Origin of the sequence: Pseudomonas sp. MH10 (assembly GCF_034353045.1) — a bacterium.
Taxonomy (GTDB): domain Bacteria; phylum Pseudomonadota; class Gammaproteobacteria; order Pseudomonadales; family Pseudomonadaceae; genus Aquipseudomonas.
The window spans coordinates 1,487,797-1,510,516 of record NZ_CP133783.1 but is presented as its reverse complement, the minus strand read 5'-3'; the positions used below and the strand labels follow the sequence as shown (position 1 = coordinate 1,510,516).

The following is a 22,720-nucleotide window of genomic DNA, read 5'->3' as shown; positions in this document are numbered from 1 at the left end:
GGGCGAAGCAATTTGATGTACAGCGCATCAGGACGCCTCGCCAACCAGTTGGCTCCTACCGTTGGGCTTACATATTCGGGTAAGTCGGGCCGCCGCTGCCTTCTGGCGCCACCCAGGTGATGTTCTGCGACGGGTCTTTGATGTCGCAGGTTTTACAGTGGACGCAGTTTTGCGCGTTGATCTGGAAGCGCTTCTCACCGTCTTCCTTGGTGATCACTTCGTACACGCCGGCCGGGCAGTAACGCTGTGCCGGTTCGTCATACAGCGGCAGGTTGATGCTGATCGGAATGCTTGGGTCGGTCAGCTTCAGGTGGCACGGCTGCTCTTCTTCATGGTTAGTGCTGGAGAGGAAGACCGAGCTGAGTTTGTCGAAACTGAGTTTGCCGTCCGGCTTTGGATAGTTGATCTTCGTCGAGTCGGCGGCCAGCTTCATGCAGGCGTAATCCGGCTTGGTATCGTGCAGGGTGAACGGAATTTTGCCGCCAAACAGGTTCTGATCGACGAAGTTGAATGCGCCACCCATGATCGGGCCGAACTTGTGCAGCGCCGGGCCGAAGTTGCGGCTGGCGAATAATTCCTCATACAGCCAACTGGCTTTGAACGCGTCAACGTAGGTGGTCAGTTCATCGCCGCCTTCATTGCCAGCGAACAGCGCGTCAGCCACGGCGTCCGCTGCGAGCATGCCGGACTTCATGGCGGTGTGGCTGCCTTTGATTTTGGCGAAGTTCAGGGTGCCCAGTTCACAACCGATCAGCGCGCCGCCGGGGAAAACCATCTTCGGCAGGGAGTTCAGACCGCCTTTGCAGATAGCCCGCGCGCCGTAACTGATGCGCTTGCCGCCTTCCAGGTATTGGCTGATGACCGGGTGGTGCTTGAGGCGCTGAAATTCGTCGAACGGCGACAAGAAGGCGTTGCTGTACGACAGATCAACGATCAATCCGACAACCACCTGATTGTTTTCCAGGTGATAAAGGAAAGAACCACCGGTGTTCTCGCTGCTCATCACGTCCAGCGGCCAGCCGGCGGTATGAACCACCAGGCCTTGTTCGTGCTTGGCTGGATCGACTTCCCAGATCTCTTTCAGGCCGATGCCGTAATGCTGGGTGTCGGCTTCGACGTCCAGGTTGAAGCGCTTGAGCAGTTGCTTGCCGATGTGCCCACGGCAGCCTTCGGCGAACAGCGTGTATTTGCCGCGCAGTTCCATGCCGGGGGTAAAGCTGTCTTTCGGATGGCCTTCACGGTCAACGCCCAAGTCGCCGGTAAGAATCCCGGTGACGGCACCTTTGTCGTCGATCAGTGCTTCCTGGGCAGCAAAGCCAGGGTAGATTTCCACGCCGAGGTTTTCGGCCTGCTGAGCCAGCCAGCGGCAAAGGTTACCCAGCGAGATAATGTAGTTGCCTTCGTTGTGCATGGTTTTAGGCACAAGGAAGTTAGGTACTTTGGTCGCGGTGTCAGCGGTTCTAAGCACGAAAATGTCGTCGCGTTTGACCGGCGTGTTCAGCGGCGCGCCCAGTTCTTTCCAGCTTGGGAACAATTCGGTAAGCGCGCGAGGCTCGAACACCGCGCCGGACAAAATGTGAGCGCCCACTTCGGAGCCTTTTTCAACCACGCAGACGCTGATTTCCTTTCCGGCTTCGGCAGCCTTTTGTTTCAGGCGGCAAGCGGCGGAAAGGCCCGCGGGGCCGGCGCCGACGATGACGACGTCGAATTCCATGTATTCGCGTTCCACAGGCTATCTCCTACTCAGGGCTCAACAGTATTTTTATAGGTACTAAGTTTTATTAAGACTAAGTTTTATAGGTAATAAATGAAGCCGCGCATCAAACATTCTTACCGCCGCGCGCAGTCAAAGGGGCGCATTATAGCTACACCATCGCGCAGGTCCAATACAAACGTTTGTTTGAATGCGCTGTAACCCTGATAAATCAAAGTCGCACGGCTTATAAGTGGCCGTTTTGTCGTATTGACCAGAAAACGTGTTCCGGTCAAGATACGGGCGGTTTTACGCTCGCCGTAGGCTGCACCGATCGCCAGGTCTGTCCAGGCGACTTCCTTTTCACCGGAGAGTAACGAGGAATCCATGAAGGTTCTTGTAGCTGTCAAACGAGTGGTCGACTACAACGTCAAGGTTCGCGTCAAAGCGGACAACTCCGGCGTCGACCTCGCTAACGTCAAAATGTCGATGAATCCCTTCTGCGAAATCGCTGTGGAAGAAGCCGTACGCCTGAAAGAAAAAGGCGTCGTCACCGAGATCGTCGTCGTTTCTGTCGGTCCGACCACGGCTCAGGAGCAACTGCGTACAGCACTGGCTCTGGGGGCTGATCGCGCCATTCTGGTTGAGTGCGCCGAAGAGTTGAATTCGCTGGCCGTGGCCAAGCTGCTCAAGGCAGTAGTCGACAAAGAACAACCGCAGTTGGTGATCCTGGGTAAACAGGCCATCGACAGCGACAACAACCAGACCGGTCAGATGCTGGCTGCCTTGAGCGGATACGCCCAAGGTACCTTCGCTTCTAAAATCGAAGTGTCTGGGGACAAAGTCAGCGTCACTCGCGAAGTGGATGCCGGCCTGCAAACTGTTTCCCTGAGCCTTCCAGCGATCGTGACCACAGACTTGCGTCTGAACGAGCCACGTTACGCGTCCTTGCCAAACATCATGAAAGCCAAGAAGAAGCCGCTTGAAGTGCTGACTCCTGACGCTTTGGGCGTATCTACCGCCTCCACGACCAAAACCCTGAAAGTTGAAGCGCCGGCCACTCGCAGCGCAGGCATCAAGGTCAAGTCCGTGGCTGAACTGGTCGAGAAACTGAAAAACGAAGCGAAGGTAATCTAAATGACTATCTTGGTTATTGCAGAACACGAAAATGGCGTCGTTGCGCCTGCAACGTTGAACACCGTGGCTGCCGCTGTAAAAATCGGCGGTGACATTCACCTGCTGGTAGCCGGCGCCAATGTCGGTGCAGTGGTTGAAGCCGCCGCGAAAATTGCGGGCGTTTCGAAAGTTCTGGTCGCAGACAACGCTGCCTACGCGCATCAGTTGCCGGAAAACGTTGCACCGCTGATTGTCGAACTGGCTTCGGGCTACAGCCACGTTCTGGCCGCCGCGACGTCCAACGGTAAAAACATCCTGCCGCGTGTTGCTGCGCAGTTGGATGTTGATCAGATTTCGGAAATCGTCGCTGTCGAAAGCGCTGACACCTTCAAGCGTCCGATCTATGCCGGTAACGCCATTGCCACCGTACAGTCTTCGGCAGCGATCAAAGTGATCACTGTGCGAGCAACGGGTTTTGATCCGGTCGCCGCTGAAGGTGGTTCGGCTTCGGTTGAAGCGATTGCTGCTGCTCACGATGCGGGCAAATCTTCCTTCGTCAGCGAAGAGTTGGCCAAGTCGGACCGTCCAGAGCTGACAGCCGCTAAAATCGTCGTTTCCGGCGGTCGTGGCATGCAGAACGGCGACAACTTCAAACACCTGTACGCTCTGGCTGACAAGCTGGGCGCAGCGGTGGGTGCTTCACGCGCCGCCGTCGACGCAGGTTTTGTACCCAACGACATGCAGGTCGGTCAGACCGGCAAAATCGTTGCGCCACAGCTGTATATCGCCGTCGGTATTTCCGGCGCGATCCAGCATTTGGCCGGTATGAAAGACTCCAAAGTAATTGTTGCGATCAACAAAGACGAAGAAGCGCCGATTTTCCAAGTGGCTGATTACGGCCTGGTTGCTGATTTGTTCGACGCCGTACCTGAGTTTGAGAAGCTGGTTTAATCCAGGCTCTTCACTTATAAAGAGAACCCGTTCGTTTCGGGGTTGAGTGAAAAGCGGTGAGTCGGATGTCGACGCGCCGCACATTTTGCGCAGCCTCCAATGAGCGGGTTTTTTTATTGGCTTCGATTAAGGATTCATCCATGAGCAAGCCTCGGCTGCTACCGTCAGCGTTTCTCTTCGGTATGTTCATGCTGCCCATGTGCGCCTTTGCCGTCGGTAAATGCGAACGCGTGATCGCAACCGGAAGCCCCGATGCGCCTCCCTATTTATGGCGCGATCCTCGGGACCCAAAACACCTGATGGGCGCCAATGCGGATTTGTTTAAGCAAGCCGCGCAAGAAATGGGCGTGAAAGTCGACATTTTGTATGCCGGCAAACGCAGCGAGGCGCTGGATGAGGTGCGCAGCGGCCGGATGGATTTACTGATCGATGCGCCGCTGAAAACCACAGAGTTGGAATCGTTGGATTACATCCATCCCGCGATCATCCAGAACGAAATCATGGTCTGGACTCGACGTGGTCATTTGCAACCGTTCAATGCGCTGGCCGATTTGCACGGGCATCCCGGTGGCATGTCTGAAAAGATCCGTTTGAGCCCTGATTTCGAAACGGCAGTCGCCGAGCACCTCAGCGTAGTGCGCACGGTCAATCTGACCGAAGCCTTTCAAAAACTGATGGGTGGGCAGTTTGAATATGTCCTTGCTGGTCGTTACTCAGGGCTGGCCAGGACCCAAACGCTGGGATTATCCGCCGACCTGATCGCCCAGCAATTGCCTGTCGATAAAACCGGTTTGTACCTCGGCGTGTCATTCAACTCGGCCTGCAACGAACCCTGGCTGCGCGGACAGTTGACGAAAAAAATGACAGAATTGGCCGCCTCAGGCCTATCAAGCGATGCGGTGACGCGCAATCTAGAGCTGTGGAAAGCGCAATTGCAACCGGCCAGTGCCTCCAATCAGTAGGGATATTTTCGTGACTATTCGACCTTTATTCGTCGCGGCGGCCTTTGCCGCTCTGGTTGGCTGCGCCAACGATCCAGCCCCCATTGCGCAATTGAAACTCACGGACCAGGCGGTCGAACAAGCTAAAGCAGTGGGCGCCACCGATGACATGCCGGAGATGGATCTTGCTCAGTCGAAACGTATACAGGCTCATGTCGACATGGGTAAAAACGCCTTTAAAGCCGCTCGCATGCAGGCTGAACAATCAGAGTTGGATGCCAGGTTGGCCGAAGCTCGGGTACTGACCGAAAAAAGCGAAGAGCAACTGTCGCAACTGAATATCCGGCTAAATCGCTTGCACAAGCAAGTAGGGGTGACGGAATGAGCCGCCCATTGAATCAAGTTCCTCGGCTTGTCAGTGTGTTGATGATGTTGACCGCGGCGAGCCTTTATGGGTGTGCCGGCCATCAAGGCAGCGATCATGCGTTGCAGCAAGCCAGCGCCGATTTCCAGAAAGTCAAAGAAGACTCCGATGTTCTGCGAGGGGCGCCCAAGGATGTTATTCGGGCCGGTGAGTCGTTGGCCCGGGCTGAACGACTGTCCACGTATTGGGGCAGCGGCGCAGACGTCAATCACTACGCTTATCTCAGCAGTCGCTACAGCGCAATTGCTCGCGAGCACACAAAACTTATGCTCAATCAGGAGCAGCTCGCCAAGTCCGAACTGGAGCGCCAGCGTTTGCAGTTAGAGCTACGTGAAGCGAAGTTGTCCAGTCTTCAGCAGCGAGGGAAATGGCTGGAAGAGCAAATGGTCGCTCTGGTGACGACGCAAACGGATCGCGGTCTGGTCATGACCTTGGGCGACGTGTTGTTTGATACAGGCAACGCAGAACTCAAATCCTCGGCCAACCGCACGCTGCTGAAGCTGGTGCAGTTTCTTCAGCTCAATCCGAAACGCATTGTTCGCATTGAGGGCTATACCGACAGTACGGGCGACGCGCAGGAAAACCTTCAGTTATCCAAAGAGCGCGCTCAGGCGGTGGCGGATGTGATCACCGATTTGGGCATTGATGACGCGCGTATCCAGGTCGAAGGCTACGGCGATCAGTTTCCTATCGATGAGAACGCATCGGAGCGGGGCAGGGCGAAAAATCGTCGCGTCGAGATCGTTTTTTCCGACGATAAAGGCTTTCTAGGCTCTAAACGCTAACTTTATTTGTGAATAAAGCCCGGTGCCTGCGCAGTACCGGGTTTTACTGTGCGCGAGAAATCCTCGATATTGGCACTTACACCCGCCATTAGATTTTTACACTGTTAAAAGCCACTATTGTTTAAACGAACTGTTCCAGTACACTTCTTAACTGTTACGGTCGGCGACCGACTTAAATTCCCTATAAAAATACGTTGTCAGTGAAATCGAGGCCCGTCTCGTGACTAATCTTCTGCTTTATCAGCGCATTGCCCAGCAGTTGGCTGAGGATATTCGTCGCGGCGTTTATCAGCCTGGCGAGCGTGTACCCTCGGTTCGCAAAATGAGTTCGCAGCTCAACGTCAGTCATGCCACCGTGCTACAGGCCTACGCGAACCTTGAAGATCAGGGTTTGATCCGTGCGCGGCCGCAATCTGGATATTACGTGCACCAAACTCCGGCGCTGACCGCGCCGACCCCTGATATCGCCCGTGTCGAGCGTCCCGGCCTGGTTACGCGCAGCAGCATCATTCAGCAAGTATTGGTCGAATCACGGCGAGAGGGTGTATTTCCGCTGGGGGCCGCCACGCCTCATGTCGACTATTTGCCAGTGCGTGCCCTTCATCAACAAATTGCCAAAGTGACGCGCTTTCAAAGCCCGCGTGCCTTTAGTTACATGTTCAGCCCCGGCTTTGAGCCGTTGCGCCGGCAAGTTGCCATTCGCATGCGTGACGCTGGCGTGGTGGTGGACCCGTCCGAAGTTGTGATCACCCATGGTTGCGTTGACGCATTGCAGATGTCCCTGCGCGTATTGACCCGTCCAGGCGATTTGATCGCGACCGAATCGCCCACCTACTATGGCCTATTGCAGTTGGCGGACCTGTTGGGGCTCAAGGTTATCGAGATTCCCAGTGATCCGGCCATTGGCATCAGTCTTGAAGCATTGCAGTTGGCGGCCAATCAATGGTCGATCAAGGCATTGGTGATGACCTCGCGGCTGAGTAATCCGTTGGGCGGAACCGTTCCCGAAGAGCGGCAGAAACACCTGCTGCGCCTGGCGTCCGACTTCGATATTCAGATTGTTGAAGATGACATATACGGCGAATTGATGTTTGAGCTAGGGCGCACTAAGTCGTTAAAGGCGTTTGATCGATTGGGGCATGTGATTTATTGCTCCAGTTTTTCCAAAACGTTGTCACCCGGCGTGCGTATTGGTTGGGTAATCGCTGGCAAGTATCAGGCGGAAATTCAGCGCTTGCAGACGTTTAGCACTCATTCGGCATGCAGCGTTACGCAAATGGGAGTTGCCGCTTATCTGGAAAATGGTGGCTATGACCGCCATTTGCGCTTTATTCGGCTTGAATATCGCAAGAACCTCAGCGCCTTCCAACTGGCAGTGCAGCAGTATTTCCCGGAAGGCACACAAATGAGCCGTCCGACGGGTGGTTTTATTCTGTGGGTGAGTTTGCCAGGACGGGTAAATACCCAAGAGTTGCATGTTCGAGCGCTTGAGCAGGGGATTAGCATCGCCCCAGGGTTGATTTTCAGCAATACAGAGCAGTTCAATCACTGCATTCGGCTCAACTGTGGTGTCCCATGGAACCGCGAAGCTGAGCGTGCAGTGATGACATTAGGAATGCTGGCCAAGCAATTGTGTCAGGAAGCGGCGTTAGCGTATTAGGGATTCAGCGTCGAAACAGAAACCGCGCCAATGGTTTTCTATGGCTGGATGAGTCGGACTGCTTGTCACGGACCGGCCAACAGGCGAGCATATGTCCCTCTGCCTATGTGTAACTTTCGTCTCAAATCATGAATAACTTTTCTAGGTTTATTGGTCTGCTGCTGATTACGCTGTTAAGCGCGTGTGACGGTGACAAGTCGCCAGCGCCTCCCGCGCCAACGCCCAAGGTATCGGTCGAGTCCGTTCCAGTTGAAATAAAACCAGCGGCGCAGCCCCACAGTGATTCGTCGCAGGCTGTGGTGAAACCTTCAGCGCCATTGGTCGCTGAAGCACCTGCTGCTGCGCCGTTCAAGCAACTGGAGCGAGAGCCTGAGCACGTCTTGGCACCCAATGTAGCGGTGGTGCCCGTCATAATCGCTCATGCTCAATCCTCGTCAGTTAAGAAACCGGTAATCGTCAAAACGACGGCCAACGCAGTGACGGGCAAGTCCCATGCTCCGATCGCCAGCAAAACCAAGCCCGCCAGTGAGGTGGTCCAGCAAACACGCCTGGACAAGCCGAGTCTCGATTTGACCTTACCCAGCGACATGGTTGACCAACTGCAGCCTGCCGGCAAAGTCGCGCCCATGATTCATAAAGCGGTCCTGCCGCCTATGTTCAGTGAGAAAAAGTCCAGCAAAGACAGCCCGTTCCAACTGAACGGTCGTTTATTGAGCAATCAAATGCAGTTGCAGCTTCGCGATGAAAGTCATCGGGAAGTCGAGGGCGCCGCCCTGGATTTTGAATTCAAGCAATAGCGTGTGTAGGCGTCCAAAAATGTCCTGATTTCAAACGGTCGTTTTAGCCTGTACTATCTTCCTCGGTTAGCCCATTGCTTCCTTGCGCGAGAATACCGGTCATGGACTGTCGTCCGCAGTGCGGCGCTTGCTGCGTCGCTCCCTCCATCAGTTCGCCTATCCCTGGCATGCCAAATGGCAAAGCCGCTGGAGAACGCTGCCTGCACCTTTCTGTCGAATCGATGTGCGCCTTGTTCGGTAGGCCGGAGCGGCCGGCGGTGTGTAGCGCTTTTTCGGCAGATGAGGAAGTCTGCGGCACTAGCCAGTCTGAAGCGATTCGCTTGATTGGCTGGTGGGAGCACGCCACCGCGAGCGTATAAGCAATTGGTTTTATGTGATGAGTGAGCAAACGGATATACCGCAAACCGATTTACCAGAACTTTGCCAAAAAGGAATATAACAATGGGTTCGTTGCATCGGATGGCTGTTGTAGGTGGTTTGACTGTGTTGATGGCTGCTACCGCTCACGCTGATAATTGGCAGGTTGCCAAGAATGAGGGCGGGATAACGGTTTCTCTGAGCGAGGTAGCAGGTTCGCAGTACAAGGCTTATCGCGGTGTTACCACGATCAAGGCAAGCTTGGCGCAGCTGCGCAAATTGCAGGAGGACGTGGTAGGTGCCTGTGCCTGGATACATGAGTGCAAGACGCAGAAAGTGCTGAAGATAGACGGCGGCAAGGTCTGGACTTACACCCAATTCAATACGCCTTGGCCAGTGACTCCACGTGATTCGGTGTTGATGGTCACCACGGAGGAGGGGGCTGATGGCGTCCTGACCCGCAAGCTTGAAGGCGTTCCCACCTACATCCCGGAAGAAAAGGGCTTTGTGCGGGTTGCTCAGGTAGAAGGGTTCTGGAAGTTCGTGCCCAAGGGCTCGGATCAGACAGAAGTGACCTATCAGGTTCACACGGAACCTGGTGGTAGCGTGCCTTCATGGGTCGCGAACAAGTTTGTCGTCGATGCACCGTTCAATACGTTAAAGGCATTGAAGGAGCGGGCGGAGAAATAATCGCCGGTTCTGAGGGCATGAAAAAGGGCTGCCACTGGCAGCCCTTTTTTGCTTCGGGGGTTAAGGCCGACGTTTACTTGCGGTCTTTAAGCGGCACAATGTCGCGAGCCACGTAGCCGGTGTACAACTGGCGCGGACGGCCAATCTTGTACGGGCTGGACAGCATTTCTTTCCAGTGCGAAATCCAGCCGACGGTCCGCGCCAAGGCGAAGATCACGGTGAACATGCTAGTCGGAATGCCGATCGCCTTGAGGATTATGCCCGAATAGAAATCGACGTTCGGGTACAGCGAGCGTTCGATGAAGTACGGGTCAGTCAGTGCGATCTCTTCGAGACGCATAGCCAGTTCCAGCTGTGGATCATTTTTGATCCCCAACTCTCTCAATACTTCGTCGCACGTCTGCTTCATCACAGTGGCACGTGGGTCGCGGTTTTTATAAACGCGGTGACCGAAGCCCATGAGCTTGAACGGATCGTTCTTGTCCTTGGCCTTGGCAATGAAGGTGTCGATGTTCGACACATCGCCAATTTCATCCAGCATGGCCAATACGGCTTCGTTCGCGCCGCCGTGTGCGGGACCCCAGAGTGCAGCGATACCAGCGGCGATGCAGGCAAACGGGTTAGCACCCGAAGAGCCAGCCATGCGCACGGTCGATGTCGATGCATTCTGTTCGTGATCGGCGTGCAGGATAAAGATCTTATCCATGGCCTTGGCCAACACAGGGCTGATCGGTTTGATCTCGCACGGCGTGTTGAACATCATGTGCAAGAAGTTTTCGGCGTAGTTCAGGTCGTTACGCGGGTACATCATGGGTTGACCCATGGAGTACTTGTAGACCATCGCTGCCAGGGTTGGCATCTTGGCAACCAGACGGATCGCGGAAATTTCGCGATGCTGCGGGTTATTGATGTCTAGGGAATCGTGATAGAACGCAGACAGCGCGCCCACCACGCCGCACATCACAGCCATTGGGTGAGCGTCGCGACGGAAGCCGTTGAAGAAGGTCTTCAACTGCTCGTGCACCATCGTGTGGTTCTTTACCATGACAACGAAGTCAGCTTTCTGCTCGGCGGTTGGCAGTTCGCCGTTGAGCAGCAAGTAACAGGTTTCCAGATAGTCCGATTGCTCGGCCAGTTGCTCGATCGGATAGCCGCGGTGCAGCAAGATGCCGTTGTCACCGTCGATATACGTGATCTTCGACTCGCAAGAGGCGGTCGACATGAAACCAGGGTCGAATGTGAAGCGGCCGGTGGCGGTAAGACCGCGAACGTCGATTACATCGGGACCAACGGTGCCGGTCAGAATCGGCAGCTCGACGGGGGCTGCGCCCTCGATGATCAACTGCGCTTTTTTGTCAGCCATGTGGCCTCCTATTTATGCTTCAAATCATCAGACAAACCCCCCACGCAGGGCCCGGACCACTATAGTGAGATAAATCCTAAAGTCAATTTGCCTAAAGTCTTGCAGTAGAAGGCTCTTAGCGCGACTTTTCCTCGAATTTTCCTGCCATTACGCCTTTTAGTTGACAGGCGCAATTGCCTATTAGAGGGACTGTGTGCGCGTTGTCATTAGCGACCTAACTGTCTATACTCGGCGTCCGACCGCCAGGGGCTTTTGGCCCTGTTCCACGGGGGTCGTCACTCCCTGGGTGTGGGTACCTGACCAGTGCACTTCCCAACAACTTTGCCCTGATTGTTAGGGGCTCTTCAGTGTGAAAAAAAGCCGTGAATAGCCAACGACCTGTAAACCTCGACCTAAGGACCATCAAACTCCCAGTCACTGCTTACACGTCCATTCTTCACCGTATCTCCGGAATCATCCTGTTTGTCGGCCTTGCCATCATGCTTTATGCATTAGGCAAGTCGCTCGGTTCAGAGGAAGGCTTCGGCGAAGTGAAGGCGTGTTTGACTAGTGTGCTAGCCAAGCTAGTGATTTGGGGCCTCCTGTCCGCCTTGCTGTATCACTTGGTGGCCGGTATTCGCCACTTGATCATGGACATGGGCATCGGTGAATCGCTGGAAGGCGGCAAGCTGGGCTCGAAAATCGTTCTCGCCGTATCCGTGGTGTTGATCGTTCTGGCAGGAGTATGGATATGGTAACCAACGTCACTAACCTGTCGCGTTCGGGCCTTTACGACTGGATGGCGCAGCGCGTATCTGCGGTCGTGCTCGCGGCTTATTTTTTATTCCTGATCGGATACATCGTCGTACACCCAGGCCTGGGCTACGCCCAATGGCATGAGCTGTTCGCGAACAGCTGGATGCGTATCTTCAGTCTGCTGGCCCTTGTCGCACTCGGCGCTCATGCCTGGGTTGGCATGTGGACCATCGCGACCGACTACCTGACGCCGATGGCGCTGGGCAAGTCCGCGACTGCAATACGTTTCCTTTTCCAGGCAGTATGCGGCATCGCCATGTTCGCTTACTTCGTCTGGGGTGTGCAGATTCTTTGGGGTATCTGATTCATGGCTAACATAAATACGCTTTCTTTCGACGCCATCATTATTGGTGGTGGCGGTGCCGGCATGCGCGCTGCGTTGCAGTTGGCTCAAGGTGGTCACAAGACCGCTGTAGTGACCAAGGTCTTCCCGACTCGCTCCCACACCGTCTCTGCTCAGGGTGGCATCACGTGCGCCATCGCCTCCGCAGATCCAAACGATGATTGGCGCTGGCACATGTACGATACCGTCAAAGGCTCCGATTATATCGGTGACCAAGACGCTATCGAATACATGTGTTCCGTAGGCCCAGAAGCCGTTTTCGAACTCGAACACATGGGTCTTCCGTTCTCCCGTACCGAACAGGGCCGCATCTATCAGCGCCCCTTCGGCGGTCAATCGAAAGACTTCGGCAAGGGCGGGCAGGCTGCGCGTACTTGCGCAGCAGCCGACCGTACCGGTCACGCGCTGTTGCACACCTTGTACCAGGCCAACCTGAAGGCCGGTACCGTATTCCTTAACGAATACTATGGTGTTGATCTGGTGAAGAACCAGGATGGCGCTTTTGTCGGCATCATCGCCATTTGCATCGAAACCGGTGAAACCTCATACATCCGTGCAAACGCGACTGTATTGGCCACTGGCGGTGCGGGCCGTATCTATTCCTCGACGACCAACGCCCTGATCAATACCGGTGACGGTATTGGCATGGCGCTGCGTGCAGGCGTGCCGGTGCAAGACATTGAAATGTGGCAGTTCCACCCGACCGGCATCGCCGGCGCAGGTGTACTGGTCACTGAAGGCTGCCGTGGTGAAGGCGGTTACCTGATCAACAAGCACGGTGAGCGTTTCATGGAGCGTTATGCTCCGAACGCGAAAGACCTTGCTGGTCGTGACGTGGTAGCACGCTCCATGGTTAAAGAGATCATTGCCGGCAACGGTTGTGGTCCAGATGGCGACCACGTGATGCTCAAGCTAGATCACTTGGGCGAAGAAGTACTGCACAGCCGTCTGCCCGGGATCATGGAACTGTCCAAGACCTTCGCTCACGTCGATCCTGCAGTGGCTCCGATTCCAGTGGTTCCAACTTGCCACTATATGATGGGCGGCGTTCCGACCAACATTCATGGTCAGGCGATCACCCAGAATGCCGAAGGCGTGGATCAGATCATTCCGGGTCTGTTCGCGGTTGGCGAAGTGGCCTGCGTATCGGTTCACGGCGCCAACCGTCTGGGCGGCAACTCGTTGCTCGATCTGGTGGTCTTTGGTCGTGCTGCCGGTATCCACCTGGAACAAAGCCTGCGTGAAGGCGTTGACTACCGTCGCGCTTCTGAAACTGACATCGACTTCGCCCTCGAGCGCCTTGCTGGCTTGAACGAACGTACCACCGGTGAAGATGTCGCTTCGCTGCGCAAAGAGCTGCAAAGCTGCATGCAGAACTACTTCGGTGTGTTCCGTACCGGCGAATACATGCAGAAAGGTATTACCCAATTGGCGGATCTGCGTACGCGCATCGCCAACGTCAAGATCAACGACAAGAGCCAGGCTTTCAACACCGCTCGAATCGAAGCTCTGGAATTGCAAAACCTGCTGGAAGTGGCGGAAGCCACGGCAATCGCCGCAGAAGTTCGTAAAGAGTCCCGCGGCGCTCACGCCCGTGAAGACTTCGAAGATCGCGATGATGTGAATTGGCTATGCCACTCCCTGTATTTCCCGGGTGACAAGCGTGTAACCAAACGTGCCGTGAACTTCTCGCCGAAGACTGTTCCGACTTTCGAACCCATGATCCGTACTTATTAAGGGTGGCCGATATGTTGCAAGTCAGTGTTTATCGCTACAACCCTGATCAAGACGCGGCGCCGTTCATGCAGGAATTTCAGGTCAATACCAACGGTAAAGACCTGATGGTTCTGGATGTGCTGGCGCTGGTCAAAGAGCAGGATGAAGGTTTCTCTTATCGTCGCTCTTGCCGTGAAGGCGTCTGTGGTTCCGACGGTATGAATATCAACGGCAAAAACGGCTTGGCGTGCATCACGCCACTGTCTGCCGTGGTCAAGGGCAACAAGCTAGTGGTACGTCCATTGCCTGGTTTGCCGGTTATTCGTGACCTGGTCGTCGATATGAGCATCTTCTATAAGCAATACGAGAAGGTGAAGCCATACCTGCTGAACGATACGCCGGCTCCGGCCATCGAGCGCCTGCAGACTCCAGAAGAACGTGAAAAGATTGATGGTCTGTACGAGTGCATCCTGTGCGCTTGCTGCTCGACTTCCTGCCCGTCTTTCTGGTGGAACCCAGACAAGTTCCTCGGTCCAGCGGCACTGCTGCAAGCTTATCGTTTCCTGGCTGACAGCCGTGACACTCATACCCAGGAACGTCTGGCTTCGCTGGATGATCCATTCAGCGTATTCCGCTGCCGCGGGATCATGAACTGCGTGAACGTGTGTCCGAAGGGCCTGAACCCAACCAAGGCTATCGGTCACATTCGCAGCATGCTGCTCCAAAGCGGCGTTTAATTTGTAACGTTGCACCTGTAATTGATTTACCCGTACTAGCTGCGGCGCAGGCTTCAACCGGCGCCGTAGTTTTAACCTGAGCAGTAGCTCATGAAGCTACGGCTCTTATTTTGAAGAAATGAGACCAGCAGGGGCATCCGGGCTGGTACCCGGACTATCTGCGTGGACCTCGGTGGCTTGTTTTAGTCGCGATACATGGGCTTTTTCAGGCTGGCTGTGGTGTCTTCGCCGGTGGTGTCCCCTTACCGAGGGTGACCAAGCATGCAAGAAAGCGTGATGCAGCGCATGTGGAACAGTGCCCACCTTTCCGGTGGTAACGCTGCCTATGTGGAAGAGCTCTACGAGCTCTACCTGCACGACCCTAACGCTGTGCCAGAAGAATGGCGCACCTACTTTCAGAAGTTGCCCGCTGACGGCAACACTGCCACCGATGTATCGCATTCGACGATTCGCGATCATTTCGTGTTGCTGGCTAAAAACCAGCGCCGCGCCCAACCGGTATCTGCCGGCAGCGTGAGCAGCGAGCACGAGAAGAAGCAGGTTGAAGTGTTGCGGCTTATCCAGGCGTATCGGATGCGGGGCCATCAAGGCGCCCAGCTCGATCCATTGGGTTTGTGGCAACGTCCAGCGCCGGCTGACCTGTCGATCAATCATTACGGTTTGACCAACGCTGATCTTGACACCACTTTCCGCGCCGGTGATTTGTACATCGGCAAAGAGGAGGCGAGCCTACGCGAAATTCTTGATGCGTTGCAGCAGACATATTGCCGCACCATCGGTTCTGAATTTACGCATATCGTCGATTCCGTGCAGCGTAACTGGTTCATGCAACGCCTCGAGAGCGTGCGCGGACGTCCAGCGTTTTCCGCTGACATCCAAAGCCACCTGCTCGAGCGTGTGACGGCAGCTGAAGGTCTGGAAAAATACCTGGGCACCAAGTACCCAGGTACCAAGCGTTTCGGTCTGGAAGGCGGTGAAAGCCTGATTCCAATGCTCGATGAGCTGATCCAGCGTTCGGGTTCTTACGGCACCAAGGAAATCGTGATCGGCATGGCCCACCGTGGTCGGTTGAACGTCTTGGTCAACACCTTCGGCAAAAACCCGCGCGACTTGTTCGACGAGTTCGAAGGCAAGAAGAAGGTCGAGCTGGGTTCCGGTGACGTTAAATATCACCAGGGCTTCTCGTCCAACGTGATGACCGCCGGCGGCGAAGTTCACCTTGCGATGGCGTTCAACCCGTCTCACCTGGAGATCGTTTCTCCGGTGGTAGAAGGGTCGGTACGTGCGCGTCAGGATCGTCGTAACGATCCGACTGGTGACAAGGTTCTGCCTATTTCCATCCACGGTGACGCTGCGTTTGCAGGTCAAGGCGTGGTCCTGGAAACCTTCCAGATGTCGCAGACTCGCGGCTTCAAGACAGGCGGCACGATCCACATCGTCATCAACAACCAGGTTGGTTTCACCATCAGCAACCCGGAAGACGCTCGCTCCACCGAGTACGCGACCGACGTTGCCAAGATGATTCAGGCGCCGATTCTCCATGTAAATGGTGATGACCCTGAAGCCGTCGTGTTTGTAACCCAGTTGGCCATCGATTACCGCATGCAGTTCAAGCGTGACATCGTGATCGATCTGGTTTGCTACCGTCGCCGTGGACACAACGAAGCGGATGAGCCGAGCGGTACTCAGCCGTTGATGTACCAGCAAATCGCCAAGCAGCGCACTACGCGTGAGCTGTACGCCGAACGCCTGACCAAGGCCGGTGTGATCGATGACGCCCGTGTACAAGCAAAAATCGACGACTATCGCGATGCGCTGGACGCCGGTTTGCACGTAGTGAAAAGCCTGGTCAAAGAGCCGAACAAAGAGTTGTTCGTCGATTGGCGCCCTTATCTGGGTCATGCCTGGACTGCTCGTCACGACACCCGTTTCGACTTGAAGACCTTGCAAGAACTGTCCGCAAAAATGATGGAGCTGCCAGAAGGCTTCGTGGTTCAGCGTCAGGTGTCGAAGATCTACGAAGACCGTCAGAAGATGCAAGTCGGTGGCCTGCCGATCAACTGGGGTTACGCTGAAACCATGGCGTACGCGACCCTGGCATTCGAAGGTCACCCGGTTCGCATTACTGGCCAAGACGTCGGTCGCGGCACGTTCTCGCACCGCCACGCAGCCCTGCACAACCAGAAAGATGGCGCTACCTACATTCCATTGCAGAATCTGTACAAAGGTCAGCCGCGTTTCGACCTGTACGACTCCCTGCTGTCGGAAGAAGCGGTACTGGCGTTTGAGTACGGTTACTCGACCACCGAGCCTAACGCGCTGGTTATCTGGGAAGCTCAGTTTGGCGATTTCGCCAACGGTGCCCAAGTGGTTATCGACCAGTTCATCACCAGCGGCGAGCACAAGTGGGGCCGTCTGTGCGGTCTGACCATGTTGCTGCCTCACGGTTATGAAGGTCAGGGTCCAGAGCACTCGTCTGCGCGTTTGGAGCGTTACCTGCAATTGTGTGCCGAGCACAACATTCAGGTTTGCGTACCGACCACACCGGCTCAGATCTATCACCTGTTGCGTCGTCAAGTTATCCGTCCGCTGCGCAAGCCGCTGATCGTGTTGACACCGAAGTCGCTGCTGCGCCACAAACTGGCCGTTTCGACTCTGGAAGATCTGGCCGAAGGCTCGTTCCAGACCGTGATTCCAGAAGTGGATGCACAAGACCCGGCCAAAGTCGGTCGCGTCGTACTGTGTAGCGGCAAGGTCTACTACGACCTCTTGGAAAAACGCCGTGCCGAAGGTCGTGATGACATCGCCATCGTGCGTCTTGAGCAGCTGTACCCGTTCCCGGAAGACGACTTGATCGAAGTCCTGGGCCCGTACAAAAACCTCAAGCACATCGTCTGGTGTCAGGAAGAACCGATGAACCAGGGCGCCTGGTACGGGAGTCAGCATCACATGCGTCGCATCATCAGCGGTCACAACAAGGCATTGGTCCTTGAGTACGCTGGTCGTGACGCGTCTGCGGCTCCGGCTTGTGGTTATGCCTCGATGCATGCCGAACAGCAGGCAAAACTGCTGAAAGATGCATTCACCGTTTAACGCCTTCGTGCATCAGAAACCGAATTTAAGGAACCACAGATAATGGCTATCGAAATCAAAGCCCCCACTTTCCCGGAATCGGTTGCCGACGGTACCGTTGCTACCTGGCACAAAAAGCCTGGGGATGCCGTCAAGCGTGACGATCTGATCGTCGACATCGAAACCGACAAGGTGGTGCTTGAAGTTCTGGCTACCGCTGACGGCGTGATGGGCTCCATCGTTAAAAACGAAGGCGACACCGTTCTCTCCGATGAATTGCTGGGCACGCTTGAAGCGGTTGGCGCCACTGTTGCTGCCGCTGCTGCACCGGCTCAGGCCGCTTCTGCTCCTGCAGCAGCGCCTACCGCTGGCGATGAAGATGCAATTGCTGCACCTGCCGCGCGCAAGCTGGCTGAAGAAAATGGCATCAATCTGGCCAGCGTTAAAGGCACCGGTAAAGACGGTCGCGTTACCAAGGAAGACGTTGTTGCTGCTGTAGACGCGAAGAAATCCGCGCCTGCCGCTGCTCCTGCACCGGTTAAAGCGGCTGCGGCCGCGCCTGTTTTTGCCGCCGGTGATCGCGTTGAAAAACGTGTTCCGATGACCCGCCTGCGTGCCAAGGTTGCCGAGCGTCTGGTTGAAGCTCAGTCGAACATGGCGATGCTGACCACGTTCAACGAAGTCAACATGAAGCCGATCATGGAGCTGCGTTCGAAGTACAAGGACCTGTTTGAGAAGTCCCACAACGGCGTACGCCTGGGCTTCATGTCGTTCTTCGTGAAAGCGGCCACCGAAGCGCTGAAACGCTACCCGGCGGTCAATGCTTCCATCGACGGCACCGACATCGTCTACCACGGCTATTCAGACGTCGGCGTTGCCGTGTCGAGTGATCGCGGTTTGGTGGTTCCGGTTCTGCGTAACGCTGAGCTGATGAGCCTGGCTGAAATCGAAGGCGGCATTGCTGCTTTCGGCAAAAAAGCCAAAGACGGCAAGCTGACCATGGATGACATGACCGGCGGTTCCTTCACCATCTCCAACGGTGGTACCTTCGGTTCGCTGTTGTCCACGCCAATCGTTAACCCGCCACAAGCGGCTATCCTGGGCATGCACAAAATCCAGGAACGTCCAATGGCGGTCAAAGGCGAAGTCGTGATCTTGCCAATGATGTACTTGGCACTCTCGTACGATCACCGTTTGATCGACGGCAAAGAAGCAGTGACCTTCCTGGTGACCATCAAAGACTTGCTGGAAGATCCCGCTCGCCTGCTGCTGGATATCTAACGGGAATCGCTATAAGTTTCTAGCGTCAAGCTGCAAGTAAAAGCAGCCTGCGTTGTGGCTTGTAGCGCGGACACCTAAATGAACAGGTCGCAAGCTCGTCTGTAATTTATCGCAGACCAGCTTGCGGCGTGTAGCTTGAAAGCTTGCAGCTAAAGAGGAACTCTTTTTTATGTCCCAGAAATTTGACGTAGTAGTGATTGGCGCGGGCCCTGGTGGCTATGTTGCTGCTATCAAGGCTGCGCAACTTGGTCTTAAGACGGCTTGCATCGAAAAGTATCAGGACAAAGAGGGCAAGCTGGCCCTCGGCGGCACGTGCCTGAACGTTGGTTGCATTCCATCCAAGGCGCTGCTGGACAGCTCCTGGAAGTTCTACGAAGCTAAAAACGGCTTCAAAATCCACGGTATTTCGACGTCTGAAGTCACCATGGATGTGGCTGCAATGATCGGCCGCAAAGCTACCATCGTCAAAGGCCTGACCGGCGGCGTAGCCAGCCTGTTCAAAGCCAATGGCGTGACTTCCCTGCAAGGTCACGGCAAGTTGCTGGCCGGCAAGAAAGTTGAATTGACCAAGCCTGATGGCACGGTTGAAGTGATCGAAGCGGACCACGTGATTCTGGCTTCTGGCTCACGTCCGATCGACATTCCGCCGGCTCCGGTTGATAACAACGTGATCGTCGATTCGACGGGCGCTCTTGAATTCCAGCAAATTCCAAAACGTCTTGGCGTGATTGGCGCTGGTGTGATTGGCCTGGAATTGGGTTCGGTCTGGGCACGTCTTGGCGCACAGGTTACGGTTCTGGAAGCACTGGAAAAATTCATTCCAGCCGCTGATGAAGCTGTCTCCAAAGAAGCGTTGAAGACCTTCACCAAGCAAGGTCTGGACATCAAACTCGGTGCTCGCGTGACCGGCTCGAAGGTCAACGGCGAAGAAGTCGTTGTGACCTACACTGATTCGACCGGCGAGCAAACCATCACGTTTGACCGTTTGATCGTTTCCGTGGGCCGTCGTCCGGTGACCACCGAATTGCTGGCTTCCGACAGTGGCGTGAACCTTGACGAACGTGGTTTCATCTTCGTCAACGATCAGTGCGAAACCAGCGTTCCAGGCGTTTACGCCATTGGTGACGTGGTTCGTGGTCTGATGCTGGCGCACAAAGCCTCGGAAGAGGGCATCATGGTCGTCGAGCGCATCAAGGGTCACAAAACCCAGATGAACTACGACCTGATTCCATCGGTTATCTACACTCACCCTGAAATTGCATGGGTGGGTAAAACCGAACAGACCTTGAAGGCTGAAGGCGTTGAAGTTAATGTCGGCGTCTTCCCGTTCGCTGCCAGTGGCCGTGCCATGGCTGCCAACGACACCGGTGGTTTCGTCAAAGTTATCGCTGACGCCAAGACTGACCGCGTTTTGGGCGTTCACGTTATTGGTCCAGGCGCTGCCGAGCTGGTACAGCAAGGCGCAATCGGTATGGAATTCGGCACCAGTGCCGAAGATATCGGGATGATGGTTTTCTCTCACCCGACCCTGTCCGAAGCTCTACACGAAGCCGCATTGGCTGTGAATGGCCACGCCATCCACATCCAGAATAAGAAAAAACGTTAAAAAGGAAACCACGGCGGACTGCCCGTCGTGGGTCTTGCGAGCAAGACTCACCGCGGAATGTCCGCTGGACCAGACCTCATAAGGCGAATTCAGGAACGTTCAGAACTCATGTTCGGCACATTCCTGAGGTCACCTGGAGTCAGTCACAGGTGGTGCGCCACTTTTATAAGTGCGGCACCGAATGCGCAGTACTAACGAAGACGGTAATAAGCATGAATCTCCACGAGTATCAGGGTAAGCAGCTGTTCGCTGAATACGGCCTGCCAGTATCCAAAGGCTACGCTGTAGACACCCCGGAAGCTGCAGCAGAAGCTTGCGACAAAATTGGCGGTACCGAATGGGTCGTCAAAGCACAGGTTCACGCTGGCGGTCGCGGTAAAGCGGGCGGCGTTAAGCTGGTTCGCAGCAAAGAAGACGCAGCAGCATTCGCTCAACAGTGGTTGGGCAAGCGTCTTGTGACTTACCAGACCGATGCAAATGGTCAGCCAGTCACCAAAATCCTGGTCGAGTCCTGCACCGACATCGCTAAAGAGCTGTACCTTGGCGCTGTAGTGGATCGTTCGAGCCGTCGTATCGTGTTCATGGCTTCCACCGAAGGTGGCGTGGACATCGAGAAAATCGCTCACGACACACCAGAGAAGATCCTCAAAGCCACGATCGATCCACTGGTTGGCGCTCAGCCATTCCAAGGTCGCGAGTTGGCTTTCCAGTTGGGTCTGGAAGGTAAGCAAGTTACTCAGTTCGCGAAAATTTTCGTTGGCCTGGCGAAACTGTTCAAGGATCACGACCTGGCTTTGCTGGAAGTGAATCCATTGGTCATCAAAGCTGACGGCGATCTGCACTGCCTTGATGCCAAACTGAACATCGACGCTAACGCGATGTACCGTCAGCCTAAGCTGAAAACTTTCCACGATCCGTCGCAAGACGATCCGCGTGAAGCGCACGCTGCCAAGTTCGAACTGAACTACGTAGCGCTGGAAGGCAACATCGGTTGCATGGTCAACGGTGCTGGCTTGGCCATGGGTACCATGGACATCGTCAATCTGCATGGCGGCAAACCAGCGAACTTCCTCGACGTGGGCGGTGGTGCTACCAAAGAACGCGTTACTGAAGCGTTCAAAATCATTCTGTCAGACACTAACGTCGCGGCAGTATTGGTTAACATCTTCGGCGGCATCGTTCGCTGCGACATGATTGCCGAAGGCATCATCGGTGCAGTGAAAGAAGTTGGCGTGAAAATCCCGGTTGTTGTGCGCCTTGAAGGTAACAACGCTGAACTGGGCGCTAAAGTACTGGCAGAAAGCGGCTTGAACATCATCGCTGCTACCAGCTTGACCGACGCTGCTCAACAAGTTGTCAAAGCTGCGGAGGGCAAATAATGAGCGTCCTGATCAATAAAGACACAAAAGTTATCTGCCAGGGTATTACCGGTTCGCAAGGTAGTTTCCACACCCAGCAAGCCATTGAGTACGGCACCAAGATGGTCGGTGGTGTCACTCCGGGCAAAGGCGGCACTGAGCACCTGGGTCTGCCAGTGTTCAACACCGTGAAAGACGCTGTGGCACAAACTGGCGCAACCGCCAGCGTGATCTACGTTCCAGCTCCTTTTTGCAAGGATTCCATCCTTGAAGCGGCGTTCGGTGGCATCAAGCTGATCGTGTGCATCACCGAAGGCATTCCTACCCTGGACATGCTGGATGCCAAGGTCAAGTGCGACGAACTGGGCGTGATTCTGATTGGGCCTAACTGCCCAGGCGTGATCACTCCGGGTGAATGCAAGATCGGCATCATGCCAGGTCACATTCACTTGCCAGGTAAAGTCGGTATCGTGTCGCGTTCTGGCACTCTGACCTACGAAGCTGTGAAGCAGACGACTGACGCCGGTTTCGGCCAGTCGACCTGTGTTGGCATCGGCGGTGACCCGATCCCAGGCTCGAACTTCATCGACATCCTGAAACTGTTCCAGGAAGACCCGAAGACTGAAGCGATCGTCATGATCGGTGAAATTGGCGGTTCGGCTGAAGAAGAAGCGGCTGCCTACATCAAGGCACACGTGACCAAGCCGGTTGTTTCCTACATCGCTGGTGTGACTGCCCCTGCGGGCAAGCGCATGGGCCATGCTGGCGCAATCATCTCCGGCGGCAAAGGTACTGCAGACGAGAAATTCGCTGCACTGGAAGACGCTGGCGTTAAAACCGTGCGTTCTCTGGCAGACATCGGCAAGGCTTTGGCTGAGCTGACCGGTTGGGCTGTCAAGTAAGCTTCTGCTGAACTGACGCAACAACCAGCAAAGGCCACCTTCGGGTGGCCTTTGTGCGTTTTAGGTTTTGATAATTGTGGGTGACGCAGATCTACGGGTTTGAGCACCGTATCGAAATTCGCGTAATTCGTTG

General features: G+C 55.2%; 21 protein-coding genes. 18 read left to right on the top strand and 3 right to left on the bottom strand.

What is annotated here, in order from left to right:
* Window positions 1-67: 67 nt before the first annotated feature.
* Both RHM59_RS06710 and RHM59_RS06705 read right to left on the bottom strand, forming a co-directional pair.
* A complete protein-coding gene (locus RHM59_RS06710; RefSeq protein ID WP_322286246.1) occupies window positions 68-1,729 on the bottom strand; it encodes an electron transfer flavoprotein-ubiquinone oxidoreductase in 1,662 nt (553 codons plus the stop codon).
* 101 nt (window positions 1,730-1,830) lie between these two features.
* The gene (locus tag RHM59_RS06705) at window positions 1,831-2,082 is read right to left on the bottom strand and encodes a hypothetical protein (protein ID WP_322169204.1); all 252 of its coding nucleotides are present in this window, start codon (window positions 2,080-2,082) and stop codon (window positions 1,831-1,833) included.
* Here RHM59_RS06705 and RHM59_RS06700 point away from each other — a divergent pair.
* The 9 genes from RHM59_RS06700 (at window position 2,081) to RHM59_RS06660 (ending at window position 9,414) form a co-directional block, all read left to right on the top strand.
* Window positions 2,081-2,830, top strand: coding sequence for an electron transfer flavoprotein subunit beta/FixA family protein (locus tag RHM59_RS06700; RefSeq protein ID WP_322169207.1), 750 nt, complete (start codon window positions 2,081-2,083; stop codon window positions 2,828-2,830). The genes RHM59_RS06705 and RHM59_RS06700 overlap by 2 nt on opposite strands.
* Window positions 2,831-3,760: an electron transfer flavoprotein subunit alpha/FixB family protein gene (locus tag RHM59_RS06695; protein WP_322169209.1), complete on the top strand. Its 930-nt coding sequence runs from the start codon at window positions 2,831-2,833 to the stop codon at window positions 3,758-3,760.
* 140 nt (window positions 3,761-3,900) lie between these two features.
* A complete protein-coding gene (locus RHM59_RS06690) occupies window positions 3,901-4,722 on the top strand; it encodes a substrate-binding periplasmic protein (protein WP_322286245.1) in 822 nt (273 codons plus the stop codon).
* Window positions 4,723-4,732: 10 nt separating this feature from the next.
* On the top strand, window positions 4,733-5,086 hold the full coding sequence (locus RHM59_RS06685) for a DUF4398 domain-containing protein (protein ID WP_322169215.1): 354 nt from the start codon (window positions 4,733-4,735) through the stop codon (window positions 5,084-5,086).
* On the top strand, window positions 5,083-5,910 hold the full coding sequence (locus RHM59_RS06680; RefSeq protein ID WP_416195057.1) for an OmpA family protein: 828 nt from the start codon (window positions 5,083-5,085) through the stop codon (window positions 5,908-5,910). The genes RHM59_RS06685 and RHM59_RS06680 overlap by 4 nt, the downstream gene beginning before the upstream one ends.
* Before the next feature lie 220 nt (window positions 5,911-6,130).
* A complete protein-coding gene (locus tag RHM59_RS06675; protein ID WP_322169217.1) occupies window positions 6,131-7,570 on the top strand; it encodes a PLP-dependent aminotransferase family protein in 1,440 nt (479 codons plus the stop codon).
* Between the two features lie 128 nt (window positions 7,571-7,698).
* A complete protein-coding gene (locus tag RHM59_RS06670) occupies window positions 7,699-8,367 on the top strand; it encodes a hypothetical protein (protein WP_322286244.1) in 669 nt (222 codons plus the stop codon).
* Window positions 8,368-8,468: 101 nt separating this feature from the next.
* The gene (locus RHM59_RS06665; protein WP_322169223.1) at window positions 8,469-8,726 is read left to right on the top strand and encodes a YkgJ family cysteine cluster protein; all 258 of its coding nucleotides are present in this window, start codon (window positions 8,469-8,471) and stop codon (window positions 8,724-8,726) included.
* Between the two features lie 82 nt (window positions 8,727-8,808).
* Window positions 8,809-9,414 carry an START domain-containing protein gene (locus RHM59_RS06660; RefSeq protein WP_322169226.1) on the top strand — a complete coding sequence of 202 codons (606 nt, stop codon included), beginning with the start codon at window positions 8,809-8,811 and terminating at the stop codon, window positions 9,412-9,414.
* A 73-nt stretch (window positions 9,415-9,487) separates the two neighbouring features.
* Here RHM59_RS06660 and gltA read toward each other — a convergent pair whose 3' ends face one another.
* Window positions 9,488-10,777 carry a citrate synthase gene (gene gltA / locus RHM59_RS06655; protein ID WP_322169229.1) on the bottom strand — a complete coding sequence of 430 codons (1,290 nt, stop codon included), beginning with the start codon at window positions 10,775-10,777 and terminating at the stop codon, window positions 9,488-9,490.
* Between the two features lie 362 nt (window positions 10,778-11,139).
* On the opposite strand from gltA, the gene sdhC reads away from it, so the two are divergent.
* The 9 genes from sdhC to sucD all read left to right on the top strand — a co-directional run bounded on the left by sdhC (window position 11,140) and on the right by sucD (window position 22,587).
* Complete coding sequence (gene sdhC, locus RHM59_RS06650; protein ID WP_322169231.1) at window positions 11,140-11,514, top strand: succinate dehydrogenase, cytochrome b556 subunit; 375 nt, start codon at window positions 11,140-11,142, stop codon at window positions 11,512-11,514.
* Entirely contained in the window at window positions 11,508-11,876 is a 369-nt protein-coding gene (sdhD, locus tag RHM59_RS06645; protein ID WP_322169233.1) for a succinate dehydrogenase, hydrophobic membrane anchor protein, read from the top strand. The genes sdhC and sdhD overlap by 7 nt, the downstream gene beginning before the upstream one ends.
* A gap of 3 nt (window positions 11,877-11,879) precedes the next feature.
* Window positions 11,880-13,652 (top strand): succinate dehydrogenase flavoprotein subunit, encoded by a 1,773-nt coding sequence (gene sdhA, locus RHM59_RS06640; RefSeq protein ID WP_322169236.1) that lies wholly within the window; start codon window positions 11,880-11,882, stop codon window positions 13,650-13,652.
* An 11-nt stretch (window positions 13,653-13,663) separates the two neighbouring features.
* A complete protein-coding gene (locus tag RHM59_RS06635) occupies window positions 13,664-14,368 on the top strand; it encodes a succinate dehydrogenase iron-sulfur subunit (protein ID WP_322169239.1) in 705 nt (234 codons plus the stop codon).
* A gap of 261 nt (window positions 14,369-14,629) precedes the next feature.
* Window positions 14,630-17,461, top strand: a complete 2,832-nt coding sequence (locus RHM59_RS06630) for a 2-oxoglutarate dehydrogenase E1 component (RefSeq protein WP_322169242.1) — start codon at window positions 14,630-14,632, stop codon at window positions 17,459-17,461.
* Between the two features lie 42 nt (window positions 17,462-17,503).
* Complete coding sequence (gene odhB, locus RHM59_RS06625; protein ID WP_322286243.1) at window positions 17,504-18,721, top strand: 2-oxoglutarate dehydrogenase complex dihydrolipoyllysine-residue succinyltransferase; 1,218 nt, start codon at window positions 17,504-17,506, stop codon at window positions 18,719-18,721.
* A 169-nt stretch (window positions 18,722-18,890) separates the two neighbouring features.
* Window positions 18,891-20,327, top strand: coding sequence for a dihydrolipoyl dehydrogenase (gene lpdA / locus RHM59_RS06620; protein WP_322286242.1), 1,437 nt, complete (start codon window positions 18,891-18,893; stop codon window positions 20,325-20,327).
* A gap of 212 nt (window positions 20,328-20,539) precedes the next feature.
* Window positions 20,540-21,706, top strand: coding sequence for an ADP-forming succinate--CoA ligase subunit beta (gene sucC, locus RHM59_RS06615; RefSeq protein WP_297837759.1), 1,167 nt, complete (start codon window positions 20,540-20,542; stop codon window positions 21,704-21,706).
* Complete coding sequence (sucD, locus tag RHM59_RS06610) at window positions 21,706-22,587, top strand: succinate--CoA ligase subunit alpha (protein ID WP_322169250.1); 882 nt, start codon at window positions 21,706-21,708, stop codon at window positions 22,585-22,587. The genes sucC and sucD overlap by 1 nt, the downstream gene beginning before the upstream one ends.
* Window positions 22,588-22,720: the final 133 nt, after the last annotated feature.